This window comes from Lentzea sp. NPDC055074 (assembly GCF_053608005.1).
In genome coordinates, this window is record NZ_JBSGUQ010000005.1 from 207,467 (window position 1) to 230,096 (window position 22,630).

Below are 22,630 nucleotides of genomic sequence, written 5' to 3' on the forward strand. Positions count from 1 at the left end.
GATGGCCACCTGGGACGACGTGCACAGGATCGCCACTGCCATGCCCGACGTCACGGAGCGGGTGCGGGAGGGCGTCGTCGACTGGCGGGTCAAGGACAAGCTCTTCGTCTGGGAACGGCCGCTGCGCAAGACCGACTTGACGGCGCTGGGGGCCGCGGCACCGTCCGGTCCGATCCTCGCCGCACGGGTGCCGGACCTGGGCGCCAAGGAGGCGCTGCTGGCCTCGGACCACTCGGTCTACTTCACGACGCCGCACTTCAACGGGTATCCGGCGATCCTGGTGCGGCTGGAGCACATCGAGGTGGGGGAGCTGGAAGAGCTGATCGTCGAGGCGTGGCACGCACGGGCGCGCCGCCGGTGACGGAGTTCTTCTGCCACCACCGGGACAGGCCCGGTTCGTTGCCGTTGCGCGAGAAGCTGCTCGAAGCGCACTGGTCCTACATGGACGGCTTCGAGCTCATCGCCCGCGGCCCGACGTTCTCGGACGGCGTGCTCACCGGCAGCGTGCACGTCGTCGAGGCTCCGGACGCGGCCGCGGCCCGTGCGTTCGCGTTCGACGAACCCGTCTACCAGGCCGGCGGCTACCGCGACGTGCTGGTGCGCAGGTGGCACAACGTGCTGGGCCGGACCATGTGGGACTTTCCCGGGGGCGGCGGCCACCTGGTGCTCGGGTTGGGCTCGGGTGAGCCCGCCGACCTCGTTCCGCGGCGGCCCGAGGGGCTGGTCGCGTACGGGACGTTGCTGTCGGACGACGGCACGGCCTGGCTCGGCACGGCCGCACTGGTCAGGTCGGACGATCCGGCCGCGGTGCTGACCGCCGACCGCTACGACGCCGTCGAGGTGTACGAGTGGGAGCCCGGCGGCCGCCGTTAGTAGCGCACGAACCGGTAGTGCAGGCCGCTGCTCGACTCCAGCCACTCACCGACGCTGACCGGCTCGCGGTCCACGGCGGGCGCGTAGGTGTCGCCCTCGAACGACTCGCGGATCTCCGTCACCTCGACGCGGTCGGCGAACGGCAGCGCCGCCGCGTACACGGCGGACCCGCCCATCACCCACAGGTCACCGGTGACGTCCGCCAGCGCCTTCTCCAGGCTGTCGAAGGTCTCCGCGCCCTCCTGGGGAGTGCGCGACAGCACCAGGTTGCGGCGGCCGGGCAGCGGGCGGAAACGCGGCGGCAGCGACTCCCAGGTGCGGCGGCCCATCAGGACGGCCGCGCCCGCGGTCAGCTCCCGGAAGTGCTTCATGTCCTCGGGGACGTGCCACGGGATGGCGTTGTCCCGGCCGATCACGCCGTTCGCGGACTGCGCCCAGATCAGCCCGATCACACCGCCACCGGAGCCTTGATGCCGGGATGCGGGTCGTAGCCCTCGATCGTGAAGTCCTCGTACTTGTAGTCGAACAACGTGGGGGCCGGGGCGATCTTCAGCTCCGGGAACTCGCGCGCCTCACGGCTGAGCTGCAGCTCGACCTGCTCGACGTGGTTGTCGTAGATGTGGCAGTCGCCGCCGGTCCAGATGAAGTCGCCGACGCCGAGGCCCGTCTGCGCGGCGATCATGTGCGTCAGCAGCGCGTAGGACGCGATGTTGAACGGCACGCCGAGGAACAGGTCCGCGCTGCGCTGGTAGAGCTGGCACGACAGCTTGCCGTCGGCGACGTAGAACTGGAAGAAGGCGTGGCACGGCGGGAGCGCCATGTTCGAGATCTCGCCGACGTTCCAGGCGGAGACGATGATGCGACGCGAGTCCGGGTTGGTCTTCAGCGTCTTCAGGACCTCGGCGATCTGGTCGACGTGCCCGCCGTCCGGGGTGGGCCACGACCGCCACTGCACGCCGTAGACGGGGCCGAGCTCGCCCTCGGGCGAGGCCCACTCGTCCCAGATGGACACGCCGTGCTCCTGCAACCACTTCACGTTGCTGTCGCCGCGCAGGAACCACAGCAGCTCGTACGCGATCGACTTGAAGTGCACGCGCTTGGTCGTGATCAGCGGGAAGCCCGCGGCGAGCGGGTAGCGCAGCTGGTGGCCGAAGATCGACCGCGTGCCGGTGCCGGTGCGGTCCTCCTTGCGCACGCCCTCCTTCAGGACGTGGCGGAGCAGGTCTTCGTACTGCGTGTCGGGCATGCCCGCACCCTAGCTCCAGCGGTTGAACGAGGTCACCTTCGACACGTCCCGCCGCTGCGCCACCGAGAACTTCTCCGCGGGGTGCCCGAGCGGGACCATCGCGGCGATCTCCCACTTCGGCGGCACGCCCAGCAGCTCCAGCACCTCCGCCTGGTGCACCCTGATCACCGTGGTCAGCGTGGTGCCGAGCCCCAGCGCGCGGGCCGCGAGGCAGAAGTTCTGCACGGCCGGGTACACCGACGCGTGCACCGGCCCGATGTCGATGCCGTCCACCAGCGACGGCAGCCGGGGCATGAGGAAGAACACGATGACCGGCACGGACGCGAGTGTGTCCGCCAGGTGGTTCGCGGACCGGCCGATCCGCAGGCCGGCGGCGTCGGTGCGTTCCGGCGCCACCTCGGTGTACCTGGTGAACGCGCTGCGGTACAGCCTGCCCACCTCGGTGCGCACGTCGGCGTCCGTGACGACGAGGTAGCGGGTGGGCTGGACGTTGCCGCCGGACGGTCCCTGCTGGGCGGCACGCAGGCACGTCCAGACGTCGTCCTCGGCGACGGGCTCGCCGGTGAAGCGGCGGATCGCCCGCGTGGTCATGATCGCTTCGAGGGCGTCCATCAGAACCTCGTCATGTCCGGGCTGAGGCCCAGTTCGAGCATCGAGTAGGTCTCCAGCATGCGTCGCGACACCACCGTGTGCTGCGCGGCCACGTGCACGTCGCGCAGGCAGCGTTGCAGGGCGGAGGACTCGAAGACCGAGCTGCCGCCGCCCGCCGCGAACGCCTTCTGCGCCACGTCCGTCGCCTCACCCGCGGCGAACGAGCAGGCGAGCCGCAGCCGTGCCTTCGCCGGGTCCGGGGTGGGGTCGCCGTTCAGCGCGTGGTCCCAGGCCGCGCCGAGCGTTTCGCGCAGGAACGCCGTCGCCGCGGACAGCCGTGCCTCCATCAGCGCGAGCTCGATCTGCAGGCCCGTCTGCTCGGCGAGGCGGGTCGTCGCGTACTGAGGGGTCTTCTCGGTGGCGAGCGCGGTGATTTCGTCGACCGCGCGGCGGGCCACACCCAGGCACACGGACGCGACACCGACGGCCAGGAAGCTGAAGTAGGGGAACACCGTGATCGGGCCCTCGATGCCGGGCGTGATGCCGATCGGCCAGATGGCACGGTTCGGCGGCAGGAAGGCGTCCGTCACGGAGAACTCGTGTGAACCGGTGGCGCGCAGTCCGGCGGCGTGCCACGTGTCGTGGACCGTCACGTCCGCACGCGGGTACACGGCCAGACGCGGGCCTACGGGCGTGAAGGTGCCACCGATGACCCACGACGAGTACTCGACCGCGCTGCCCCAGCCCCAACGGCCGGTCACGCGCCAACCGTCGCCGGTCTCCACGGCCTTGCCCAACGGCGCGGCGGTGCCCGCGATCAACGCGCGAGGGTCGCCGAAGACCTCGTCGGCGGCGTCCGTCGGCAGGTACCAGGCCAGGGACGACGAGATCGTGGTCGTCATCGCGGTCCAGCCGGTCGAGGCGTCGGCCCGCGAGAGCTCCTGGACCTCCCGGCTCCACTCGGGCAGCCCGAGCTCGGCGCCGCCGTAGCGCTTCGGGGCGATCAGGCGGTGCACGCCGTGGTCGACGAGCGCGGCCAGGACCGGTCCGGTCAGGGTGCGCTGCTGTTCGGCCGCCGGCGCCTCGGCGCGGACCAGGGCGTGGAGATCCATGCCGCGATCTTGCTCGAACAGTTACAGCTTGGCGAGCGCCTCAACGAGTGGCTTGAGCTCTGGGGCGCCGGAAGCCTCCTCCAGGGACTCGGAGAGCACCTCGTCGTGCGTGGGGCGGGCGAGAGCCAGCAGCTCGTGGCCCTTCTCGGTGACCTCGGTGTAGATGCCGCGCCGGTCGGTCGGGCAGAGGTAGCGCGCGAGCAGCCCCCGGTCCTCGAGCCGCGTGACCAGGCGTGTCGTGGCCGACTGGCTGAGCACCACGGCGTTGGAGAGCTGGTTCATCCGAAGGTGGAACCCGTCCTGGCGGTTGAGGACGTCCAGAACGGTGTACTCGCTCACGGAGAGGGCGTGCGCCTTCTGCAGCGCTCTTTCGAGACGGTCCTCGATGCGCGCGTGCAACGCCGCGAGCGTGCGCCAGCCCTGTGCGCGCGCCTGGACGGCGTCGTCGTCCAGTGACATAGGTCAACCCTCCTCGAATAGACAGCGTGTGCAACTATTGCGTACGCTTGTAATCGTCTTCAACAAGTCTACCGGGGAGAGACATGGATCTGTCGGGACGCACGGCACTTGTGACGGGCTCCACCGCCGGCATCGGGTACGCCACGGCGGAGGGCCTGCTCAAGGCGGGTGCCGCGGTCGTCATCACCGGCCGCGACGAGCAGCGCGTGGCCGAGGCCGTCGGCAAGCTCAGCGCGAACGGTGACGTGCGCGGCGTCGCGGCGGACCTCGCGACCGCCGAGGGCGCGGCCGACCTCGTCGGGCAGGTGCCGGACGTGGACGTGCTGGTCAACAACCTGGGCATCTACGGCGCGAAGCCGGTCTTCGAGATCGACGACGACGAGTGGCAGCGGTACTTCGACACCAACGTCATGTCCGGCGTCCGGCTCGCCCGCCACTACACGCCCCGCATGGTCGAGCGCGGCTGGGGCCGGGTGATCTTCGTGAGCAGCGAGTCGTCCGTCTTCACGCCGACCGAGATGGTCCATTACGGCATGACGAAGACCGCGCAGCTCGCCATCGCGCGCGGCATGGCCCAGTCCGTGAAGGGCACCGGCGTCACCGTGAACTCGGTGCTGCCCGGCCCGACGCTCACGCCCGGCGTCGAGGAGTTCATCCGCGATCGCGTCGGCGAGGGCGGCGAGGCCGAGTTCGTCCGCACCGAGCGCCCCACGTTGCTGCTGGGCCGCCTGATCCGCCCCCACGAGGTCGCGAACCTCATCACCTACGTCGCGTCGGACCTGTCGTCCGCGACGACCGGAGCCGCGTTGCGCGTCGACGGCGGCACCGCACCGACGCTGATTCCGTAACGACCGTAAGGAATTCTCTTGAACACCGTGAAGCTCAACAACGGCGTTGTCATGCCCCAGCTCGGTTTCGGCGTCTGGCAGGTGCCGGACGCGGAGGCCACCCCCGCCGTCGCGGAGGCGCTGAAGGCGGGCTACCGCAGCATCGACACCGCCGCCGCCTACGGCAACGAGGCCGGCACCGGCGCGGCCATCGCGCAGTCCGGCGTGGCCCGCGAGGACGTCTTCGTCACCACCAAGCTGTGGAACGACGACCACGGCTACGACGCGACGAAGCGCACGTTCGACGCGTCGATGGGCAAGCTCGGCCTCGACGTGCTCGACCTGTACCTGATCCACTGGCCGACCCCAGCCCGCGACAACTACGTCGACACCTGGAAGGCCTTCGTCGAGCTGCAGAAGGAGGGCCGGATCCGCGCGATCGGCGTCTCCAACTTCCAGCCCGCGCACCTCCAGCGCCTGATCGACGAGACCGGCGTCGTCCCGGCCGTGAACCAGATCGAGCTGCACCCGTACTTCCAGCAGGCCGACGTGCGCGCGTTCAACGCGGAGCACGGCATCCAGACCGAGGCCTGGTCGCCGCTCGGCCAGGGCGGCGACCTGCTCACCGACCCGGTCGTGCAGAAGATCGCGCTGGCGCACGGGAAGTCGGCGGCGCAGGTCGTGCTGCGCTGGCACCTGCAGATCGGCAACGTCGTGATCCCGAAGTCCGTGACGCCGTCGCGGATCCAGGAGAACATCGACGTGTTCGACTTCGAGCTGCCGGACGCCGAGGTGGAGGCGCTGTCGGCGCTCGACCGCGGCGGGCGCATCGGCCCGAACCCGGACGAGCTCAACTAGTTCCGAACATCCGCCCCTCACCGCGACGTACGATCACGGTGAGGGGGCGGGATGTTCGGTTGGAAGAAGAAGCGCAACGGTCTCAACGATCTGGGCGGCCTGATGGACCAGCTCAGGCCAGATCTGAGCAGGGAGTCGCTCGGCGTCGGGCCCGCCTTCCCGGGCGTCGCCCCGAACCCGCTCCTGAGCGGTGATGCGCGGAAGCGCAACGCGGAACTGCGTGCCGGAGCGCTCGCGCTCGGCGTTCTCGTCGGCTGGCGCGAGGTCAACCGCAACCCACGCGTGGTCCTGATGTTCGACGTGGAGACCGCCGACGGCCTCTCGTTCCGCGGCATCGCGGACGAAGACCTCACGATCACCGAGCTCACCCGGCTCGTCCCGGGACAGACGTTGCCCGTGCGCTACCGGCCGGCCGTCATGGACCACTACGTCGCCCTGGCCCGGGACGCGGACCCCGCCCGTGTGCAGCGGCTCGCCGACGAGATCGCGCGCCGCAAGCAGACCTAGATCCCCGGGATACACGAAGCCCCGGCCCGCTTGATCGCGGTCCGGGGCTTCGTCGGCGACGAGCCGGAAAGCGCTGTGGCCGCCGAAGACCTGCGAGGGGTTCGGCGGCCACGGCACTCAGGCTCGCATGACTGTGGCGATGGGGATCTGCGCCGCCCGGATCGCCGGGATCAGGCCACCCAGCACACCGGCGACGAGGCCCGCGATCACGCCGGCCACCCCCGCCTCCCAGGGGAACGTCGTGCCCACCAGTGACGGGAACCGGCTGCCGAACATCATCAGCGCCACCTGCAACCCGGCGGCGCCCGCGCCGATCGCCAGCGCGGCGGTCAGCAGGCCGGTCAGCAGTGTCTCGGCGAGCACGATGCCCGCGAGCAGCATGCGCGACATGCCCACCGCGCGGCGCAGCGCGAACTCCTCGACGCGTTCGCCGACCGTGGCGAGGCCGACGTTCAGGATGCCCGCGACACCGATCAGCAGCACCATGAACGCCATGCCGAGGAAGATCAGCCGCATGATCCGGAGCTCGGACTCCATGCGCTCCTTGGACTTCACCGTCTGGAACTGCATCTGCTCCTGCGGCAGGCCCGCGCCGACGAGCTTCGCCTTGAGCAGCTGCTGCAGGTCGTCCGTGCCGGGCTGCAGGAACAGCTCGAGGCTGGTGCCGCCACCGCGGAACTGGTTGGGGTTGGCGGTCTCCGTGGCCGAGGGCATCCACGTGCGCAGCTCGTCGAGCCGCATGTAGACGCGCGGCTGCATGTCACCGTCCTGCACCACGCCGATGATCTGCGGCGTCACGTGGTGCGTGGCGCCCTCGATCGTCATCTCGCCCGGGATCCGGTACTGCCGCAGGCCCTTGGCGGCCTCCTCGTTCAGCACGATCCGCGGCGCGAGCGACGGCGCGCTGGCGAACTCGAGCCAGCTGCCGGAGACCGGGCGGAACGGCTTGAACGGGCGGATGTCGCCGGTCAGCGCGACCATGCTGACCTCGATGGCCTGGCCGTCCGGCTTCTTCTCCGGCTGCTTCTGCTCCTGGCAGGTGCCGTTGGAGTCGCAGATCATCGTCGGGCCGTAGTAGCCGCGGCCCTGGCCCGCGTACTCGAACGGCATGCCGCCCTCGTTGATCGGGCGCACGCCCGGCTCGCCGATGATCGCGTTCGAGCTGATCATCGCGACGGCGTCGGTGCGGCCCTTGAACGTCGACTCGACGATGGCCGGGGCGCCCTTCTCACCGGGGACGTACCCCCGGACCGTGCCGTCCTTGCCGGACTGCAGCTCGACGTCGGTGAGCATCGCCCGTTCGGCGATCTCGGACCCCGCCTGCACGGCCACGACGGCGAGGACGCCGAGGAACAGCGAGACCATCGAGAGGAACGTGCGCAGTTTTCGGGCGCGGATGCCCTGTCCGCCGATGACCAGGGCGGACCGGAACTTGCCGGAAAGCATCAGTTGAACCGCCCGTCGCGCAGCTCCATCACGCGGCCCATCTTGCGTGCGTGGTCGTGGTCGTGGGTGACCAGGACGAGGCCGCAGCCCTGCCTGGTCGTGTTGAGCAGCACCTCGACGACGAGGTTGCCGGTCTCCGTGTCGAGCGCGCCCGTGGGCTCGTCGGCGAGGATGATCCGCGGCTGCCGCACCAGGGCGCGGGCGATCGCGACGCGCTGCTGCTCACCACCGGAGAGCCTGGTGGGCTTGGACTTCGCGAGATGCGCGATGCCGACCTGCTCCAGTGCGTCCATCACCTGCTGCTTGCGCTTGCGCGGTCCCGACCAGCCCTGGCCGTTCACCAGCGCCATGGCCACGTTCTGCGCCGCGGTGAGGTGCTTGAGCAGGAAGAAGCGCTGGAACACGAACCCGAACTCCGCGCTGCGCAGCGCCGCGGCCCTGCGCTCGGGGAGCTTCGTGATGTCGTCGCCGTGCAGGTGGTAGCTGCCCTCGTCGGCGCGGTCGAAGAGACCGATCAGCGACAGCAGCGTCGACTTGCCCGAGCCGGACCGCCCGAGGATCGCGACGCTCTGTCCCGCGTGGACGGTGAAGTCCACTCCGGACAGGATGGTGCGCGGTTCTCCTTGGCCCTTCAGGACTTTCGTGATGCCGTTGAGCTGCAGCAGTGGTGCCTGCACCTTGACCGTGGGGTGTTCGAAGGACTGCGTCATCACGGACCCGTCGGCTTGCTCTGGTCGCCGCCCTGCTGCTGACCCTCCGGCAGGTTCGGGCCCGGCACGGCCAGCTCCTCGTCGCCGGTGAGACCGGACTTGACCTCGATGACCTTGCCGTCGGTCAGGCCCAGCACCACCTCGGTGGTGCGGCGCGAGCCGTCGGGCGAGATGACGTCGACCTTGCCCTTGCCCTGCTGACCGGCCACGGCCTCGACCGGGACGACCAGCGCCTGGTCCGACTTGCCCGTGGTGACCTCGATCGACGCGGTGGCACCGTTGATCATCTGCACGTCCGCGGGCGCGGTGCACACGATGCGCAGGCCCGTCGACGCGCTCGGCTGCTGGGGCTGTTGCTGCTGCTGGGGTTGCTGCTGCGGCTGGTCCTTCTTCTCGTCCTTGGAGTCCGGCGTGACCGGCGGCTTCTCCGGGACGGTGCCCTGCGGCAGCGCAGCGATCGTGCCGAGCACGGCGCACGGGAACGGGCCGGGCCCGTTCTTGATCTGCACCACGACGTCGGTGAGCGCGCCGCTGATCTTGTACGCCTGCTGGCCGTCGATGTCGCCCACGATCGCGTACCCGGCGTGCTTGGCCGACGCGATCGGCATGCCCGCCTTCACGGTCGCCTTGTCGTCGACGAGCCGGCCGCTGAACGTGGACCCCGCCGGGGCCTCCACGTAGTTCGGGGTCTGGCCCTTCCACACCGTCGCGACCCGGATGGGCTTCGTCGGCGTGCCGTTCGGTGCCGGGACGTCGAAGTACCGCACCTCGCCGTCGACGGGCGAGACGAGCCCGAACGTCGGGTTGAGGTCGACCTTGCCGGCGATGCTGATCTTGGTGTTCAGGTTCTGCCTGGTGGGCTTGACCTTGGTCATCGGTGTGCCGCGTGGTGCCAGCTCCGGATTGGTCTGGTCCGGACCTGACGGACTGCACGCCGCCACGGTCACCGTGACCAGCGCGCACAGCGGCGCGAGAACGATTTTGCGCACGAATGTCCCCCATGTCGTTTCGACCAACCTACCGATAAGGACACCTGATGGGCCGTGGAGGTTGCATCGGTCTTTCGGCCGATGTGGCATCGACCTGGTGGTCATGGGTATCCGGGCGTTGACCGGAAGGAGCACACCTGTGAATGCGCTTGCCGTGGTAACCGGCGCGTCCAGTGGAATAGGTTACGAACTCGCGAAAGTCCTCGCGGACAACGCCTTCGACGTCGTCGTCGTGGCCGAGGACGAGAGGATCGACGAAGCGGCCGCACAACTGAGGCTGCGCAGCGGTGGCGTGCGGGTGGAACCGGTGCGCGCCGACCTGCGCGGCTACGACGAGGTGGAGGCCCTCGTCGCGCGCATCCGCTCGATGGGCCGCCCGGTCGACGTGCTCGCCGTGAACGCGGGCGTCGGCGTCGGCGGCGACTTCGTGCGGGACACGTCGGTCGACGACAACCTGGAGATCGTGGACCTGAACGTGCGCTCGGCCGTGCACCTCTCGCACCGCCTGATCGGCGACATGGTGGAACGCAAGCAGGGCAGGGTGCTCTTCACGTCGTCCGTCGCCGCCACCGCGCCCGGCCCGTTCCACTCGGTCTACGCGGCCTCCAAGGCGTTCCTCGCCTCGTTCGGGCAGGGGCTGAGGGAAGAACTGCGCGACACCGGTGTCAGCGTCACCACGTTGATGCCGGGCCCGACCGACACGGAGTTCTTCGACCGGGCCGGCATGCAGGACACCAAGGTCGCCACCGGGGAGAAGGACGACCCGGCACAGGTGGCACGGCAGGGTTTCGAGGCGTTGATGAACGGCGACGACCACGTGGTCGCGGGCTCGGTGAAGAACAAGGTCCAGGCCATCGCCGGCAAGGTCGCGCCCGACACCGTGAAGGCGCGGATGATGCGGACCATGACGGAGCCCGGTTCCGCGGACGAGTGACCCGCACGGCCGCACCAGGCCTGGGCCGGCAGGCGGAACGCGATGCTCAGCACTTCCTCGTGTACCCGTTCGAAACGCGGGAAAACACCGTGTTTCAAGGTCTTCCGGCGGGGGAGCCAGCGAGGGTGAGGCTGCTCAGAGCACCAGGCGTGTACGCGCCACAAGACGACACGGCCCTCCTCGTCGAGGCCCTGCACGCGGCTACCGTTCCGGCGGAAGCCCGCGTGCTCGACATCGGCACCGGCACCGGGGCACTCGCCATCGCGGCGATCCGGGCCGGTGCCGCTGAGGTGACCGGTGTGGACGTCTCCCTGCGTGCGGTGTGGACCGCGCGCGTCAACGCGGCACTGCGTCGGATGCCGGTGCGCGTCCGGCTCGGCAACGCGCTGGACGTGGTGGCGGACGAGCGGTTCGACCTCGTCCTGTCCAACCCGCCGTACGTTCCCGCGGCGGATCCCTGCGCCGCGACCGGGCCCGCGAGGGCGTGGGACGCGGGGATCGACGGCCGTCAGCTGCTCGACCCGTTGTGCGCCAGGATGTTCGACCTGCTCACGCCGGGAGGGGTGCTGCTGATGGTCCACTCCGCACTGTGCGGTGTGGACACCACCCTGCGGCAGCTGCGCGACCGCGGGCTGAAAGCGTCCGTCGTGCTGCGCCGCCGGGTGCCGTTCGGCCCGGTGATGCGCGGCCGGATCGGCTTCCTGGAACAGCACGGCCTGATCGAGGCCGGGCAGCGGGACGAGGAACTGGTGGTGATCCGAGGTGACCGGCCAGAACGCGCGCAGGGTGACGGTGGTGCCTAACGGCCCGGTGCTCGTCGAGGGACCGGTCGAACTGGTCACCGAGGACGGGGTGACGCACACGAGCGACAGGTTCGTGGTCGCCGTGTGCGCCTGCCGCCGCAGCAAGCGTTTCCCTTTCTGCGACACCAGTCATCGCAAACGCGTCCGGACCGACGCGCCGCCGGAATAGCGGAGTCAGCGGCCCAATGCGGCCGCATAGGTGGAAAGCGCCTCGCGGTCCGGCTGGCCGGTTTTCGCGATGAGCGACGCGACGTGCTTTTCCACCGTGCGCGGGGAGATGTGCAACCGGGTGCCGATCGCTTTGTTGCCCATTCGGTCAGCCAGCAGCACGAAGACCTCGAACTCGCGCACCGTCACGCCGTGCCCGCGCAACTGCCGGGGCACCTGGTCCGTGCCGCTGCGCCGTTGCTGCACCGGCGCCCCGGCCTGGCGCAGCAGACCCCGGCACGCCGACGCCACCGCCGGGATCGTGGCCTGGTGGAAGTACTCCTCGGCCGACCGCAGCCAAGACACCGGGTCGCCCCACTCCGCCGCCTCCGCGGCGACGAGCCGCCGGCCGAGGTGACGGGCCAGCGGGTACAGCTCCGCGGCCTCCTGGCTGCGCTGGAACGCCTGGCGGGCCTCGTCCGCGAGACCGTCGCGGCCGAGCAGCACGGCGTGCGCCAGCTCGGTGAACTGCCGGTTCCAGCGCATCCCGCAGGCGGACGCGGAGGTCAGCGCGTGGTACTCGGGCCAGCCGAACCGGCCGTCGAGCACACCGAGCAGCACACGCATGCCGTGCGTGCCGGAGAGGTGGAACGTCGTGGGGTTCTGCGACTCCAGCGCGAGCGCCCGGTCGAGCTCCGCCATCGCCAGCGCGTGGTTCTCCTCCAGCAACGCGCAGAACGCGCGCGCCAGCCCGACGCACAGCGGGTACTCCTGCGCCCCGCTCTTCGCGACCGCCTCGAACTCGCTGACGGCGTCCTCGGTCTCGGCGCGGTTGCCCCGGTGCCCGGCCAGCACCGCCTTCGTCATCAGCAGGTAGCGCGTCAGGGCGTGGAACCGCAGGCGCGTCGTGATGCGCAGGCACCGTTCGATCTCCTCGGCGGCCACGACGTAGTCACCCGTCAGCACCGACTGCAGCGCCAGGATCGCGTCCACGTTGTGCGCCACCGTGATCGCGCCCGTCCGCCACGCCTCGGCGTGCGTGCGGTCGAGGGACGCGGTGCTGCCGTGCTCCAGCCAGTCGTTGCCCGCCAGCCGGACCAGCGCGTAGACGTGCTGGATCGGCAGCTGGTGTTCGTCCGCGAGCGCGAGCGCCTTGCTGAAGCAAGCGTTTGCCTCGTCGATGTCCTGTTCCCGCGCGATGATCCCGAGCAGCTGCCAGGCCTCGCACGCCACCATCGGCAGCTGCGCCCGGTCCGCCGCCAGCGCGGCCTGCCTCGCGAGGCCCGCTGCCGACGCGATCCGGTCGGTGCTCGGGATGTTCAGCGTGAGGTAGGCGGAGTTGACGTCGAGCTGCGCGGCCAGGTCGTCCGGCGCGTCCTGGCCGAGCAGCGTCCGCGCGATGCTCACCTGTTCCACGCCTTCGGTGAACCAGCCCGCGAGGTAGGCGACGCGGGACAGTCGCGTGTGGAGCTTCGCGCGCACCGAGCCGTCCAGGCCGTGCAGGTCGTTCATCTCCAGGGCGAAGGCGCGTTCGAAGTCGCCGGTCTCGGCCAGCGCCGGCAGCAACGTGTCGAGCACTTCGGCCCGGACCTCGTTCTCGCCCCTGAGCAGGCCCTGCGCGCGGTCGAGCAGCGTGACGGCCGACTCCGCCGCTCCTCCCGCCAGCGCCCGCTTCCCGGCCTCGGCGAACAGGAGTCCCGCCTGCGTCGGGGATCCCGCGTCGAGCCGCAGCTTCGCGACGAGCGGGCACCAGTCACCGGGCAGGCCGGGATGCAGGTCCTCGACGGCGTCGGCGGTGCGGGACGACAGGTCCGCGCGTTCGGCCGGGGTCAGCTGGGCCAGCAGCGCGTCCGCGGTGAGCGGATGCCGGAACGCGTACCAGTCGGGCGCGGGCTCGTCCGGCGTCACGAGCTGCGCGGCGACCCCGGCGTGCAGGTGGCTGAGCAGCCGGCGGTCGTCTATCCCGGTCACCTTCTGCACCACGGAGAGCGGGAACCGGTGGCCCAGCACCGCCGCGATGGACAGCACCTCACGCCCCTGCGGCCCCAGCCTGTCCGTGCGGTGCGCGACGCTGCGCACGAACGCCGCCGGGACCGGGAGCTTGAGCTCGCCCAGCACCTGCCAGCCGTGCGCCCCGGCGACGAGCAGGCCGCCGCTCACCATGCCGTGCAGCAGTTCCTCGATGACGAAAGGGTTCCCGGCGCTGTCCGTCCACAAGCGATCGACGAGCTCCGGCGGAATCAGCGGGCTTTCCAGGCAGGCGGCCGTCATCTGGCCGACCTCGACCTGCGAGAGCCGGTGCAGCTCCACCAGCGCGCCGGAACCGCGCTGCACCATCCGGTGCACCAGCTCCAGGGCGTGGCCGGGCTCGGTGCGGATCGTGGCCAGCAGCAGGACGGGCTGGTCCTCCAGGTTGTCCGCCAGGTACTCCACGACCGCAAGCGTTTCCGCGTCCGCCTCGTGCAGGTCCTCCAGCACCAGCAGGCACGGTGTCTTGCGCGCGACGGACGCGAGCAGCCTCAGCACCGCCTCGGCCAGCACGACGACCGATTCCTTCGTGGACCTGTGGTCGTGCCATTCCGGGATCAGCGTGCCCAGCACCGGTTTGTACGGCCCGAGCGCGGAGTCGTCCGGCGGGTCGCCGCGGAACAAGCCCAGCAGGGCCTCCGCGATGGGGCGGAACGGCACCATCGGGCCGATGGTCGTGCCGCGTCCTTTGAGCACCCGCATGCCCTCGTCGTACGCCTGGCCGGCCGCGTACCGGGCGAGCCGCGACTTGCCGATCCCCGCCTCCCCGGTGAGGAAGACGGTGCCGCCACGGGACTCCCGCGAGTGGGCGAGTGCCCCCGTGATGGCCGTGACCTCACGATCACGGCCGACCACGTGGGGCGCTCGGGTCTGCATGTCTGGACCCTAACGGTACCGGCGCGGTCTCCATATCGACCGCCCAGACGTATTCGGGGTGAAAGTTTCTTACTTGTTGCTCACCGTGGTGTCCGAGATGGCGGGCGTGATCGCCACGAACGCGCTCATCGCCATCGTCAGGCCCATCAGCGCGCGGGCCCGTGCCCCCGCGAAGGTCTTCGGCGCGAGCTCCATCTCCCCGATCGCGTGCTCGGCCGGTTCGGGCTGGTCGGCCGTGCGGTGCAGGGACTCGTTCATCGGGTGGACTCCTCTGTTTCGGGTGATGCTTGCAGTAGCAGGACCGACGGGATCCCGAAGCCCTGCCGCAGCAGACCGTGGCCGATGCCGGCCAGGCCCGTGAGCAGGCCGGGGGAGGGAACACCGCCCGGCGTGGCGCACCGGGCGCCGTGCTCTTCCAGCGCTCCGAGCAGCAACGCCGTGCGACGGGTCGCGGCGCTCGGGTGGTGCGCGGCCAGTGCCTCGACGACCCCCAGTTCACCGTGGCAGAGACTCATGTCCCGCAACGGTTCCCCAGACGCCAGCAGACCGGCCAGCCGCTCGTCGTCACGGGCGAGCGCGACACCGGCCAGACCCGTGCACCAGCCGGTGTCGGTCAGGTCGATGACGTTGCTCTCCAGGAACGCTCGTGCGGCCACGTCAGATAACTCGTCGCGAACCGTTGCCGCGTAACGCCTCAGGGCCCATCCGATTCCCGCATGGCCACGGGCGAAGCCATTCGCCGGGCAAATAGCGCCACGTAGAGCAGAGGCGTAGTGGTCGGCGAGCTCGAGTGCCTCGGGTGTGCCCACGGCGAGCATGGCGGCCAGCGAACCCGCGACGCCGTCCACCACGGTGAGCGACGAATCTTCTCGGGGCATCAGCCGCACCGCCTGGTCCAGCAGCGCGCGGTCGAGGCCGAGCAACGGCGTGAGGCGCGCGAGGCCGTAGCAGATGCCGCCCAGGCCGTGGATTCCACCGCCGGCGGCCGTGACGAGCTCGGGCTCCTGGGCGAACACGTCCAGCAGCGCCGGCAACGGTCTCAGCGCGTCGCGGGCGAAGTCGACGTACCGCGCGGCGCCGGTGAGCCGTCCCAGCTCGGCGAGGAACAGCGCCACACCCGTGTAGCCGTTGGACAGACCGGCGCCGAGCGGCTGCACGGTCCAGTGCCGGTCGTCGACCAGTTCGAGGCCGAGCCAGTTGACCCGCTCCTCGCCGGTGACGGCGTGCGCGAGGATCTGGTCCGCGATCCCGCACGCGGCGACGAGCAGCCGGGCCGGGTCCGGGTCGACGGGCGCGACGTGACCCGAGACCGCGACGCCGCTGCTGTGCGACACCGGCCGCGGCCGTGACGCCAGCAGGGCCGTGATCATCCACTGCTGGTCGTGCCGGTCGACCTCGCTCATCGCGAGGACCTTGCGCGTCACCGCGTGCAGTCCGGGCTCCGGCAGCATCCCCGGCAGCCGGAGCCCGGACGCGGTCCACAGGTCGGTCGACCCGGGCCGGCACGTGAACAGCGGCACGTCCCCGCGCCACAGGTCGGACACCTCGAACGGCACCAGCCGGTCGAGCAGCGGATCGTCCACGACCAGCACGCCGAACGCGAGATCGCGGTCCAGCGCGTCGGCCAGCACGGACGGATGCGTCGACTCGTCGAGCAAACGCGCGTACTGCCGCGTCGCGCGCGCGATGAACCGCACCTCCTCGTTGACGCACTGGCGCACGAGCTGCAGCAGCTCGTCCCTGTGAGCCACTATCGCGTCGTAGCCCGCGCGGAACCCGGCGAGCAGCGAGTCCTGGTAGTCGGCGGGTTCGGCCGGAACGCCTCCGAGCAACGGGCGGTTGAGCGCCCCCGACGACGTCGTGGGCCGCCGGACGAGCCGCATCCGGTCGGTGCCCGCGTCCTCCCAGTCCACCGCGTTCAACGGCGACAGCACACCGTGGTCACCGCCGACCCCGGACACGTCCGCGACGCCGTTGTCGCCGAGCAGCACGTGGGGGAGCAGCGCCGTGCGGTGCACCGAACGCACCAGCGCGAGTGCCGCGGGGTCCGTGTCGGGCGTGAGCGTGGGGTGGAACAGCGTCTCGACGTCCACGAGCACCGGCTGGTCGCCGCACGCGATGAGGTTCTCGTAGTGCATGTCCGTGCCGTCGAGCGCGTAGAGCAACGCGAGCAGCGCGCCGAGCCGTTGGTAGAACTCGGCGACCCCGGCCACGTCCGCGCACGGCTCGTGCGTGATGTGCTCGATCCACCCGTATCCGTCGCGGGGCAGCAGCCGTGGCGCCCGGAACGTGATCCCGGTGCGTTCGGACAGCCACTCGAGCTGCTCGGTGAACCGCACGTGCAACCCGACGGGCCGCGGCCGGTAGACCAGGCGCGCGCCGGACTCGAACGTCAGGATCGCGACGGTCCGCCCCTGCTGGTGCGCGTCGCCCTGCCCCATCTCGATGGAGATCAGCGCACCGGGGTCGCTCCCGTCGAAGATGGCCTGGACGATCTGCGCCCGGTCGCGCGTGAACCGCGACGACAGCTCGTGGTGCGTCGAGACCGCCTGCTCGCAGGCCTGCGCGAGCAACCGCGCGAGCACCGGGTAGCGGTTGAAGACCGACGAGAGGTTCAGCGTCCGGGTGAACTCGATGAACCGCTCGGCGCTCGTCGGGCTGGTCAGCGCGTCCCGCACGCCGTGCAGCTCCAGAACGAGCGTGCGCGCGGCGATCGCCACCAGCCGGCGTCCGAGCTGCTCGGCGAACGCGGCGTCGAACGGGGGCGCGACCTCCGTGCGGGACGCGTCGATCAACGGGCGCAGTGCGTGGGCGAAAGCCGCTGTCCAGCTCTCGCCGGTGCTCGTCTCGGCCGCGGAGGTCACCGGGTCAACCTCGCACGCGCGGGCGGGCGGCACATGGGGACCAATCCCCCAGATTTGCGCGCGAACGTGAATATGGGGGGCCGCCACCCATGCTTCGCGGCCCGATCGGCCCGAGACTCGAAGTCCGAGGAGGGGAACGGGCATGAGGGAGTTCGGAGAACTGCTGCGCACGCACCGCATCCGCGCGGGCCTCACCCAGCAACAGCTGGCTGACTTCGCGATGGTGAGCGTGCGGGCGATCCGCGACCTGGAGTGCGGGCGCACCCGGTCACCGCGGGCGGAGACGGTGCGCCTGCTCGCGGACGGGCTGCGCCTCGACGAGGAGAGCCGCGCCGACCTGCAGCAGGCCGGGGGCCGGTCCGCGGGGCGTGCGGCGGTGGCGCCCCCCGCGCCGGCCGGGTCCTCCGGGGTGATCGTGGGGCGGGAGGCGGAGGCGGCGGCGCTGACGGCGTTGCTGAGAGAGGGCCGGCCGGACGACGGCCGCTCCGGTGGCGGTGCGGCGACTCGCACAGGTGAGCAGCGGGCGACCGAGGGCTGTGGCGTCGTGTTCGCCGCGCCCGCCGAGGCGAGCGTGCCGGCCGACCGGCGGCTCATCACCGTCACCGGCGTCAGCGGCGTCGGCAAGACCCGCCTCGCCCTGGAGGTCGCGGGCGAGCTCCACTTCCGGCACGGCTGGTCCGTCCTGTGGCACCCGGCCCAGGCGACCCCGTCGATCGACGACGAACGGGACACCGTTCTCGTCACCGACCACCGCCCCGACCCGCGTCTGCTGGAAGCACACCCCAGGCTGCGGATCGTCGTCACGGCACTGGCGCCGACCGGCCTGCCCGGCGAGCACGTGTTCCCGCTCGGCGCGCTGGGCGACGACGCCGCGGTGCGCCTGCTGCTCACGCACGTGCACCGGGTGCGGCCCGCGTTCAGGCCCGAGCCCGCGAACCAGGCCGCGCTCATGGGGCTCGTCCACCAGCTGGACGGGCTGCCGTCGGCGCTGGAGTTCGCCGCCGGGTGGTTCATGGTCTACTCGCCGCAGCACCTGCTCGAACGGCTGCGCTCCAACCCGCTCGACCCCACCTCGGCCCACCTGCGCGACTCGCTGCGCCGCTCGCTGTCCACTGTGGACGACGAGGGGCGTGAGCTGCTGGTGCGGATGGCCGAGGGGGAGGACCCCGGGCACGGCCGGTACGTCAGGGAACTGTGCGTGCGCGGGCTCGTTCGTCGCGCCGGGCCCCGATACGAGGTGCTGAACCTCGTGCGCGCGGCGGTGCTGGAACCGGTGTCGGGGTCACACCTCGCGGGAGGTGTGACCCTGACCTGGCCCGTCTAGGCCCTGCCCCGGGTTCGCTAGAACGCCGCGGTCAGGCACGCGAGGCGGTCACCGGCCGTGCCCGCCTTGCCGTGCTCGGTGCTGGTGTGCGCGGCGTGCACGACGACCGCGTTCGCCTCGCCCTTGCGGAACTCCCACTTCACCGTCGCCCTGCCCGTGGCGGCGCCCTGCGCGTCGGTGGTGAAGTCGAGCCAGATCTCGTTCTCCGCGTTGGCGAACTTCGGGTCGACGCTCGGCGTCACCGGGTCCTTCTCGTTCTGGTAGTGCGGGCCCGAGTCGGCCGGCTTGGCGCCGCACGGCTTGGTGTGCACGTGCGAGCCGTACTTCGTGTTCGGCAGCAGGCCGGACACCTTCAGCTCCACCGTCGTCTGTCCATTCGAGACGGACGAGCCGGTCGAGAGCTTGGCGCCCAACGGGATCCGCGCGGTGTCGTAGCTGAGGCCCTTCGGCTGGTCGCCGGTCGCGGCGGGTGCGGCCACGTCGGTCTCCGCCACCGGCTTCACGGCCTGCTCGGGTGGAGCGGTGGGCGTGCCGGAACAGGCGGTCAGGCCGGCGAGCAGTACGGCGCCCGCGAGGGCCGCCACAGTCGTGCGCATGTTTCTCCTCGAGTCAACTACGTCCCAGGTTCCCACCCCCTCCACGTCCACTATCGGGTGACTGGTTCAGATCGATCGAGACGAGGTCCGCGAACGCCTGCCGGTAGGCCGCACAAAGGTGATAACTGCCGTGTGTCTCCACTTTGTCCGGTGTGCCCTCGTCGGCACGGCGGTCGAACTGGTTCGACTCCCAGCCGTGCACCGGGAAACCCAGGTAGTCGGTGCGGCGCCACAGGTTGATCCAGTTGCGGCCCAGCAACACCGACAGCCCGCGGTCCGGAGCCTCGCCGCCCGCTCGCACCCACGGGTCGCACGAGAACAACGCACCCGCCCGCACTGGAGGCGTTCCGAGCACGACGGGGCCCAGCAGCTCCGGGAAGATCCGCCCGAAGTACGGCCGCAGCTGCACACCGTACGTCAGCAGCTGGACGCGCCCCAGGTACCCGGCGGGCAGCGCGTACAGCGCCGCCACGGCCAGCACAGCGCCCAGACTGTGCGCGGACAGCACGACACGACGGTCCGGGGACCCGTCCAGGAACTCCCGCGTCCGGTCGGCGATCTCCGGCACCGCCCGCTCGGCATAACACGGCGGCGCGAACGGGTGGGCGGTGCGCGGCAGGAAGCACATCAGGTCCCACACGAGCCCGAGCGGCCGCCGGTTGGTCAGCATCCCGGCCCCGACGAACGACCCGACCACCGCGACCCCGGCGAGCCCGGTCACCCAGTCGCCCTTGCCCAGCACCCACTGCACGCCGGACCACTGCGCCCACGAGGGCGCCGCGAACGTGAGATAGCTCGTCAGCAGCAAGGCGAGCACGCCCAGCACCGACAGCACACCGGCCACGGTCTCGGCCCGGTGCGTCACCGCGACCACGTGCCGCGCCCGCACGACGAGCGCCTCGCCCTCCCCGTCCAGCACCGCGGGAGCGATCAGCCGGGACAGCAACACGAAGGCCTGCACCAGGAGCAGCACCACCAACGGCACCAACGCGCACGCGAAGGCCGCGCTGAACCACGAGTAGAACGACGGCGCGACCAACCCGGTCCCGACCCAGCCCCGGAACGTCAGCACCAGCACCGTCGACGACATCACCGACGACACGAGCGACAACCCCAGCAGCACACCGGGTCCCGCGCCGCGCCAGGCCTGCCACTCGTCCCCGGCCCGCGGCCGCGCCCGCCACGCCAGCACCGCGCCGGCCGCGAAGGCCCCGACCCAGGCCAGGGGGAACCAGTACGTGGCGACCATGAACGCCACGAACGACACCAGCAGGACCAACGGCCCCTTCGCGTCGTTGCGCCGCCACGACCACGCCGCCATCACCGAACCGAGCAACGCCACCGTCACCACCGGCGGCCCCCACGACGTCAGCCACAGCGGCCCGTCGAACACGGGCGCGATCGCGTACAGCCCGAACCCGTGCGCGACCAGCACGACGACCGCCGAGACCATCAGCAGCCACGACCACAGCCCGCCCTGCTCGGTCGACGGCACGTCCGGGCAGTCGGTGGCCGTCACCACCACCCGCGCCATCACGACCGCCAGCACCCCGCCGGCGAGCACGCTCAGCACCAGGAAGTACACGTGCTGCCACAACTGGGTGCTCGTCACCAGCACCACCACGCAGCACCCGGCCGAGATGTGCAGCCGCGTGAGCCGGCGGATCCGGGGACTGCCCTCCCACATCGACGACCGGCTCAACATCACGCCCGCCCGACGCTCCGGCGTGCGCACGGACGTCATCTCGTACCTGCTGCGCGACAACGAGGTCAGCGCCAGCAGCCCGAGCAGCAGCAGGACCGGCACGGCGGACGCGGCCAGCACCCGCACGTGCCGCGCCGGGTCACCCAGCACGTCCAGGAAGTCCGGCAGCCGCTTGCACGTGGTGCCGGGCAACGAGCACTGGATCGCGTAGAGGTCGACCGCCACCTCGCACACCGCGAGCACCAGCAACACCGTCAGCCCCAGCCCGAACAACCGCGTCGACGCGGCCCCGCGCCCGGCGTTCCACCACACCATCCGCCGCGTCGTCGGAACCGAGTCGTCGGGCAGTGCGCGGGACCAGTAGGCGACGTTCGCGAGCCCGAACGGCAGCAGCAACGCCCACCCGACGCGTCCCAGCACGTTCGCGAGCACCGACGGCACCCCGCTGCCCGGCACACCCGGACTGCTGCGCGCCATCCCGCCCCACGAGTACGCCTCGCGCCGCACGTCCGCGGGCACCTGTCCGGCGTGATCCGGTGGCAGCTCGGCGAGTGTGTCGGCTCTCGGCCGCCAGAAGCTGCCGAAGCGGTCGCCCCTGAACTGTTCGACGGCGTGGTCGGGGAGGGCCAGCATCGCGTCCGGGGGCGTGTTGTTCACGCCGTGGATGCGCAGTTCCAGGACGGGTGGACTCATCGCCGGCCTCCCCTTTACTCCAGTTGTCGTCAGGAAAACTGCTCCAGTTAGCGGCCGAACGGGTGAAAAAGGTGTATCCAGACGCCCTGGAAAGCCTCTACTGAGCAAGGAGGCCCCACCATGACCACAACCGCTCACCCGAACGTCGCAAATTCCGTCGGCCTGGCCGAGTTCCTCGCCACGGCGGGCACGCTCACCCTGGCGCAGCGCAAGCTCATCGTCGACCAGGCGCTGATCCTGCTGGAGCAGAACTACGCGCACCTGCCTCTCAAAGTCGCCATGCACGCCGTGAACCCGGTGCAGAGACTCAGGGTGCTCAGAGCGAGACTCGAACGGCAGACCGACGCCACGGCCGAGCCCGAGTGGCAGTTCCACCGCGAGCTGTCGAGCACCTTCCACTCGGTGCGCGACCTGCACACGAACTACCTCCTGCCGGCGCCGTTCGCGGGCAAGATCGCCTTCCTGCCGTTCCAGCTGGAGCGCTGCTTCGCCGACGACGGCACCGAGCAGTACCTCGTCGCCCGCACGATCGCCGGGTTCGACGCCCTCGCGCCGGGCGTCGAGGTGACGCACTGGAACGGCACGCCGATCGCGCGGGCGGTCGCCCTGAACGGCGCGGTCTTCGCGGGCAGCAACACCGCCGCGAACCTCGCCCGCGGCCTCGAGTCGCTCACGTTGCGCCCCTTGGTGATCCAGCTCCCGCCCGACGAGGACTGGGTGGTCGTCAGCTACCGGAACGAGGCCGGTGCCGCCGAGGAGATCCGCGTCGACTGGCAGGTGACGGAGAACCTGCCGCCGATGACGGACGTCGACTCGGTGTCCCCGGCCGCGGCCGCGCAGGGCGTCGACCTCGACTCGGATGAGAAGGCGCGCGCCAAGAAGTTGTTGCACGCGCCCAAGGTCGTGCAGGCCGAGGCCACCGGTGGCGCGGTGGGGGGGGGGGGGGGGCGCCCCCCCGGCCCGACACCCCCCCGGGGCCCCGCCCCGCCCGCGGGGGCCCCCCCCCCCCCCGGATGGGGACCGCCCGGGAGAGAAAATAAAC

Annotated in this window: 23 protein-coding genes; 10 read left to right on the top strand and 13 right to left on the bottom strand. The window is 71.0% G+C overall.

The window, feature by feature from the left end; translation table 11 throughout:
• Window position 1: 1 nt before the first annotated feature.
• Window positions 2-361: an MmcQ/YjbR family DNA-binding protein gene (locus ACWF7A_RS14220; RefSeq protein WP_452250871.1), complete on the top strand. Its 360-nt coding sequence runs from the start codon at window positions 2-4 to the stop codon at window positions 359-361.
• Complete coding sequence (locus ACWF7A_RS14225; RefSeq protein WP_452250872.1) at window positions 334-873, top strand: YciI family protein; 540 nt, start codon at window positions 334-336, stop codon at window positions 871-873. The genes ACWF7A_RS14220 and ACWF7A_RS14225 overlap by 28 nt, the downstream gene beginning before the upstream one ends.
• Here the strand turns inward: ACWF7A_RS14225 and ACWF7A_RS14230 are convergent.
• The 5 genes from ACWF7A_RS14230 to ACWF7A_RS14250 are packed head-to-tail and all read right to left on the bottom strand — an operon-like array spanning window position 870 to window position 4,281.
• Window positions 870-1,325 carry a dihydrofolate reductase gene (locus ACWF7A_RS14230; protein WP_452250873.1) on the bottom strand — a complete coding sequence of 152 codons (456 nt, stop codon included), beginning with the start codon at window positions 1,323-1,325 and terminating at the stop codon, window positions 870-872. The two genes, ACWF7A_RS14225 and ACWF7A_RS14230, sit on opposite strands and share 4 nt — an antisense overlap.
• Complete coding sequence (locus tag ACWF7A_RS14235; RefSeq protein ID WP_452250874.1) at window positions 1,322-2,119, bottom strand: thymidylate synthase; 798 nt, start codon at window positions 2,117-2,119, stop codon at window positions 1,322-1,324. Before ACWF7A_RS14235 ends, ACWF7A_RS14230 begins: the two co-directional genes overlap by 4 nt.
• A gap of 9 nt (window positions 2,120-2,128) precedes the next feature.
• Complete coding sequence (locus ACWF7A_RS14240) at window positions 2,129-2,731, bottom strand: nitroreductase family protein (protein ID WP_452250875.1); 603 nt, start codon at window positions 2,729-2,731, stop codon at window positions 2,129-2,131.
• Complete coding sequence (locus ACWF7A_RS14245) at window positions 2,731-3,822, bottom strand: acyl-CoA dehydrogenase family protein (protein ID WP_452250876.1); 1,092 nt, start codon at window positions 3,820-3,822, stop codon at window positions 2,731-2,733. The genes ACWF7A_RS14240 and ACWF7A_RS14245 overlap by 1 nt, the downstream gene beginning before the upstream one ends.
• A 21-nt stretch (window positions 3,823-3,843) precedes the next feature.
• Window positions 3,844-4,281 carry a MarR family winged helix-turn-helix transcriptional regulator gene (locus tag ACWF7A_RS14250; RefSeq protein WP_452250877.1) on the bottom strand — a complete coding sequence of 146 codons (438 nt, stop codon included), beginning with the start codon at window positions 4,279-4,281 and terminating at the stop codon, window positions 3,844-3,846.
• A gap of 83 nt (window positions 4,282-4,364) precedes the next feature.
• Between ACWF7A_RS14250 and ACWF7A_RS14255 the strand changes: the two genes are divergently transcribed.
• From ACWF7A_RS14255 to ACWF7A_RS14265, 3 genes are read left to right on the top strand one after another with little or no spacing between them, the layout of a single operon-like run.
• Entirely contained in the window at window positions 4,365-5,129 is a 765-nt protein-coding gene (locus ACWF7A_RS14255; protein ID WP_452250878.1) for an SDR family NAD(P)-dependent oxidoreductase, read from the top strand.
• A 51-nt stretch (window positions 5,130-5,180) separates the two neighbouring features.
• On the top strand, window positions 5,181-5,966 hold the full coding sequence (locus ACWF7A_RS14260) for an aldo/keto reductase (RefSeq protein WP_452251150.1): 786 nt from the start codon (window positions 5,181-5,183) through the stop codon (window positions 5,964-5,966).
• A gap of 51 nt (window positions 5,967-6,017) precedes the next feature.
• The gene (locus ACWF7A_RS14265) at window positions 6,018-6,473 is read left to right on the top strand and encodes a hypothetical protein (RefSeq protein ID WP_452250879.1); all 456 of its coding nucleotides are present in this window, start codon (window positions 6,018-6,020) and stop codon (window positions 6,471-6,473) included.
• Between the two features lie 117 nt (window positions 6,474-6,590).
• On the opposite strand, the gene ACWF7A_RS14270 is transcribed toward ACWF7A_RS14265, so the two are convergent.
• Genes ACWF7A_RS14270 through ACWF7A_RS14280 form a run of 3 tightly spaced genes read right to left on the bottom strand, consistent with a single transcriptional unit; the run spans window position 6,591 to window position 9,618 of the window.
• Window positions 6,591-7,919, bottom strand: coding sequence for an ABC transporter permease (locus tag ACWF7A_RS14270; protein ID WP_452250880.1), 1,329 nt, complete (start codon window positions 7,917-7,919; stop codon window positions 6,591-6,593).
• Complete coding sequence (locus ACWF7A_RS14275) at window positions 7,919-8,629, bottom strand: ABC transporter ATP-binding protein (protein WP_452250881.1); 711 nt, start codon at window positions 8,627-8,629, stop codon at window positions 7,919-7,921. The genes ACWF7A_RS14270 and ACWF7A_RS14275 overlap by 1 nt, the downstream gene beginning before the upstream one ends.
• Entirely contained in the window at window positions 8,629-9,618 is a 990-nt protein-coding gene (locus tag ACWF7A_RS14280; protein WP_452250882.1) for an efflux RND transporter periplasmic adaptor subunit, read from the bottom strand. The genes ACWF7A_RS14275 and ACWF7A_RS14280 overlap by 1 nt, the downstream gene beginning before the upstream one ends.
• Before the next feature lie 139 nt (window positions 9,619-9,757).
• On the opposite strand from ACWF7A_RS14280, the gene ACWF7A_RS14285 reads away from it, so the two are divergent.
• The 3 genes from ACWF7A_RS14285 to ACWF7A_RS14295 all read left to right on the top strand — a co-directional run bounded on the left by ACWF7A_RS14285 (window position 9,758) and on the right by ACWF7A_RS14295 (window position 11,524).
• On the top strand, window positions 9,758-10,552 hold the full coding sequence (locus ACWF7A_RS14285) for an SDR family NAD(P)-dependent oxidoreductase (protein ID WP_452250883.1): 795 nt from the start codon (window positions 9,758-9,760) through the stop codon (window positions 10,550-10,552).
• Window positions 10,553-10,677: 125 nt separating this feature from the next.
• Window positions 10,678-11,355 carry a HemK2/MTQ2 family protein methyltransferase gene (locus ACWF7A_RS14290; RefSeq protein WP_452250884.1) on the top strand — a complete coding sequence of 226 codons (678 nt, stop codon included), beginning with the start codon at window positions 10,678-10,680 and terminating at the stop codon, window positions 11,353-11,355.
• The gene (locus ACWF7A_RS14295) at window positions 11,315-11,524 is read left to right on the top strand and encodes a CDGSH iron-sulfur domain-containing protein (protein WP_452250885.1); all 210 of its coding nucleotides are present in this window, start codon (window positions 11,315-11,317) and stop codon (window positions 11,522-11,524) included. Before ACWF7A_RS14290 ends, ACWF7A_RS14295 begins: the two co-directional genes overlap by 41 nt.
• Window positions 11,525-11,529: 5 nt before the next feature.
• Here the strand turns inward: ACWF7A_RS14295 and ACWF7A_RS14300 are convergent, their stop codons facing one another.
• The 3 genes from ACWF7A_RS14300 to ACWF7A_RS14310 all read right to left on the bottom strand — a co-directional run bounded on the left by ACWF7A_RS14300 (window position 11,530) and on the right by ACWF7A_RS14310 (window position 17,270).
• Window positions 11,530-14,406: a helix-turn-helix transcriptional regulator gene (locus ACWF7A_RS14300; protein ID WP_452250886.1), complete on the bottom strand. Its 2,877-nt coding sequence runs from the start codon at window positions 14,404-14,406 to the stop codon at window positions 11,530-11,532.
• 69 nt (window positions 14,407-14,475) lie between these two features.
• On the bottom strand, window positions 14,476-14,664 hold the full coding sequence (locus ACWF7A_RS14305) for a hypothetical protein (RefSeq protein ID WP_452250887.1): 189 nt from the start codon (window positions 14,662-14,664) through the stop codon (window positions 14,476-14,478).
• Complete coding sequence (locus tag ACWF7A_RS14310; protein ID WP_452250888.1) at window positions 14,661-17,270, bottom strand: type 2 lanthipeptide synthetase LanM family protein; 2,610 nt, start codon at window positions 17,268-17,270, stop codon at window positions 14,661-14,663. The genes ACWF7A_RS14305 and ACWF7A_RS14310 overlap by 4 nt, the downstream gene beginning before the upstream one ends.
• 142 nt (window positions 17,271-17,412) lie before the next feature.
• Between ACWF7A_RS14310 and ACWF7A_RS14315 the strand changes: the two genes are divergently transcribed.
• A complete protein-coding gene (locus ACWF7A_RS14315) occupies window positions 17,413-18,594 on the top strand; it encodes a helix-turn-helix domain-containing protein (RefSeq protein ID WP_452250889.1) in 1,182 nt (393 codons plus the stop codon).
• Window positions 18,595-18,611: 17 nt separating this feature from the next.
• Here the strand turns inward: ACWF7A_RS14315 and ACWF7A_RS14320 are convergent, their stop codons facing one another.
• Both ACWF7A_RS14320 and ACWF7A_RS14325 read right to left on the bottom strand, forming a co-directional pair.
• Window positions 18,612-19,190, bottom strand: coding sequence for a superoxide dismutase family protein (locus ACWF7A_RS14320; protein ID WP_452250890.1), 579 nt, complete (start codon window positions 19,188-19,190; stop codon window positions 18,612-18,614).
• 13 nt (window positions 19,191-19,203) lie between these two features.
• Complete coding sequence (locus ACWF7A_RS14325; protein WP_452250891.1) at window positions 19,204-21,588, bottom strand: hypothetical protein; 2,385 nt, start codon at window positions 21,586-21,588, stop codon at window positions 19,204-19,206.
• A 120-nt stretch (window positions 21,589-21,708) separates the two neighbouring features.
• Here ACWF7A_RS14325 and ACWF7A_RS14330 point away from each other — a divergent pair.
• Window positions 21,709-22,630, top strand: a 922-nt coding sequence (locus ACWF7A_RS14330) for a hypothetical protein (RefSeq protein WP_452250892.1), incomplete at its 3' end; no start/stop codon positions are given.

What these genes read in the sequence shown, in the direction of transcription:
- ACWF7A_RS14275 (WP_452250881.1), bottom strand. Translation starts at nt 8,629, where the DNA reads ATGACGCAGTCCTTCGAACACCCCACGGTCAAGGTGCAGGCACCACTG.
- ACWF7A_RS14270 (WP_452250880.1), bottom strand. Translation starts at nt 7,919, where the DNA reads ATGCTTTCCGGCAAGTTCCGGTCCGCCCTGGTCATCGGCGGACAGGGC.
- ACWF7A_RS14260 (WP_452251150.1), top strand. Translation starts at nt 5,181, where the DNA reads ATGCCCCAGCTCGGTTTCGGCGTCTGGCAGGTGCCGGACGCGGAGGCC.
- ACWF7A_RS14245 (WP_452250876.1), bottom strand. Translation starts at nt 3,822, where the DNA reads ATGGATCTCCACGCCCTGGTCCGCGCCGAGGCGCCGGCGGCCGAACAG.
- ACWF7A_RS14255 (WP_452250878.1), top strand. Translation starts at nt 4,365, where the DNA reads ATGGATCTGTCGGGACGCACGGCACTTGTGACGGGCTCCACCGCCGGC.
- ACWF7A_RS14250 (WP_452250877.1), bottom strand. Translation starts at nt 4,281, where the DNA reads ATGTCACTGGACGACGACGCCGTCCAGGCGCGCGCACAGGGCTGGCGC.
- ACWF7A_RS14320 (WP_452250890.1), bottom strand. Translation starts at nt 19,190, where the DNA reads ATGCGCACGACTGTGGCGGCCCTCGCGGGCGCCGTACTGCTCGCCGGC.
- ACWF7A_RS14265 (WP_452250879.1), top strand. Translation starts at nt 6,018, where the DNA reads ATGTTCGGTTGGAAGAAGAAGCGCAACGGTCTCAACGATCTGGGCGGC.
- ACWF7A_RS14220 (WP_452250871.1), top strand. Translation starts at nt 2, where the DNA reads ATGGCCACCTGGGACGACGTGCACAGGATCGCCACTGCCATGCCCGAC.
- ACWF7A_RS14315 (WP_452250889.1), top strand. Translation starts at nt 17,413, where the DNA reads ATGAGGGAGTTCGGAGAACTGCTGCGCACGCACCGCATCCGCGCGGGC.
- ACWF7A_RS14240 (WP_452250875.1), bottom strand. Translation starts at nt 2,731, where the DNA reads ATGGACGCCCTCGAAGCGATCATGACCACGCGGGCGATCCGCCGCTTC.
- ACWF7A_RS14325 (WP_452250891.1), bottom strand. Translation starts at nt 21,588, where the DNA reads ATGAGTCCACCCGTCCTGGAACTGCGCATCCACGGCGTGAACAACACG.
- ACWF7A_RS14300 (WP_452250886.1), bottom strand. Translation starts at nt 14,406, where the DNA reads ATGCAGACCCGAGCGCCCCACGTGGTCGGCCGTGATCGTGAGGTCACG.
- ACWF7A_RS14235 (WP_452250874.1), bottom strand. Translation starts at nt 2,119, where the DNA reads ATGCCCGACACGCAGTACGAAGACCTGCTCCGCCACGTCCTGAAGGAG.
- ACWF7A_RS14305 (WP_452250887.1), bottom strand. Translation starts at nt 14,664, where the DNA reads ATGAACGAGTCCCTGCACCGCACGGCCGACCAGCCCGAACCGGCCGAG.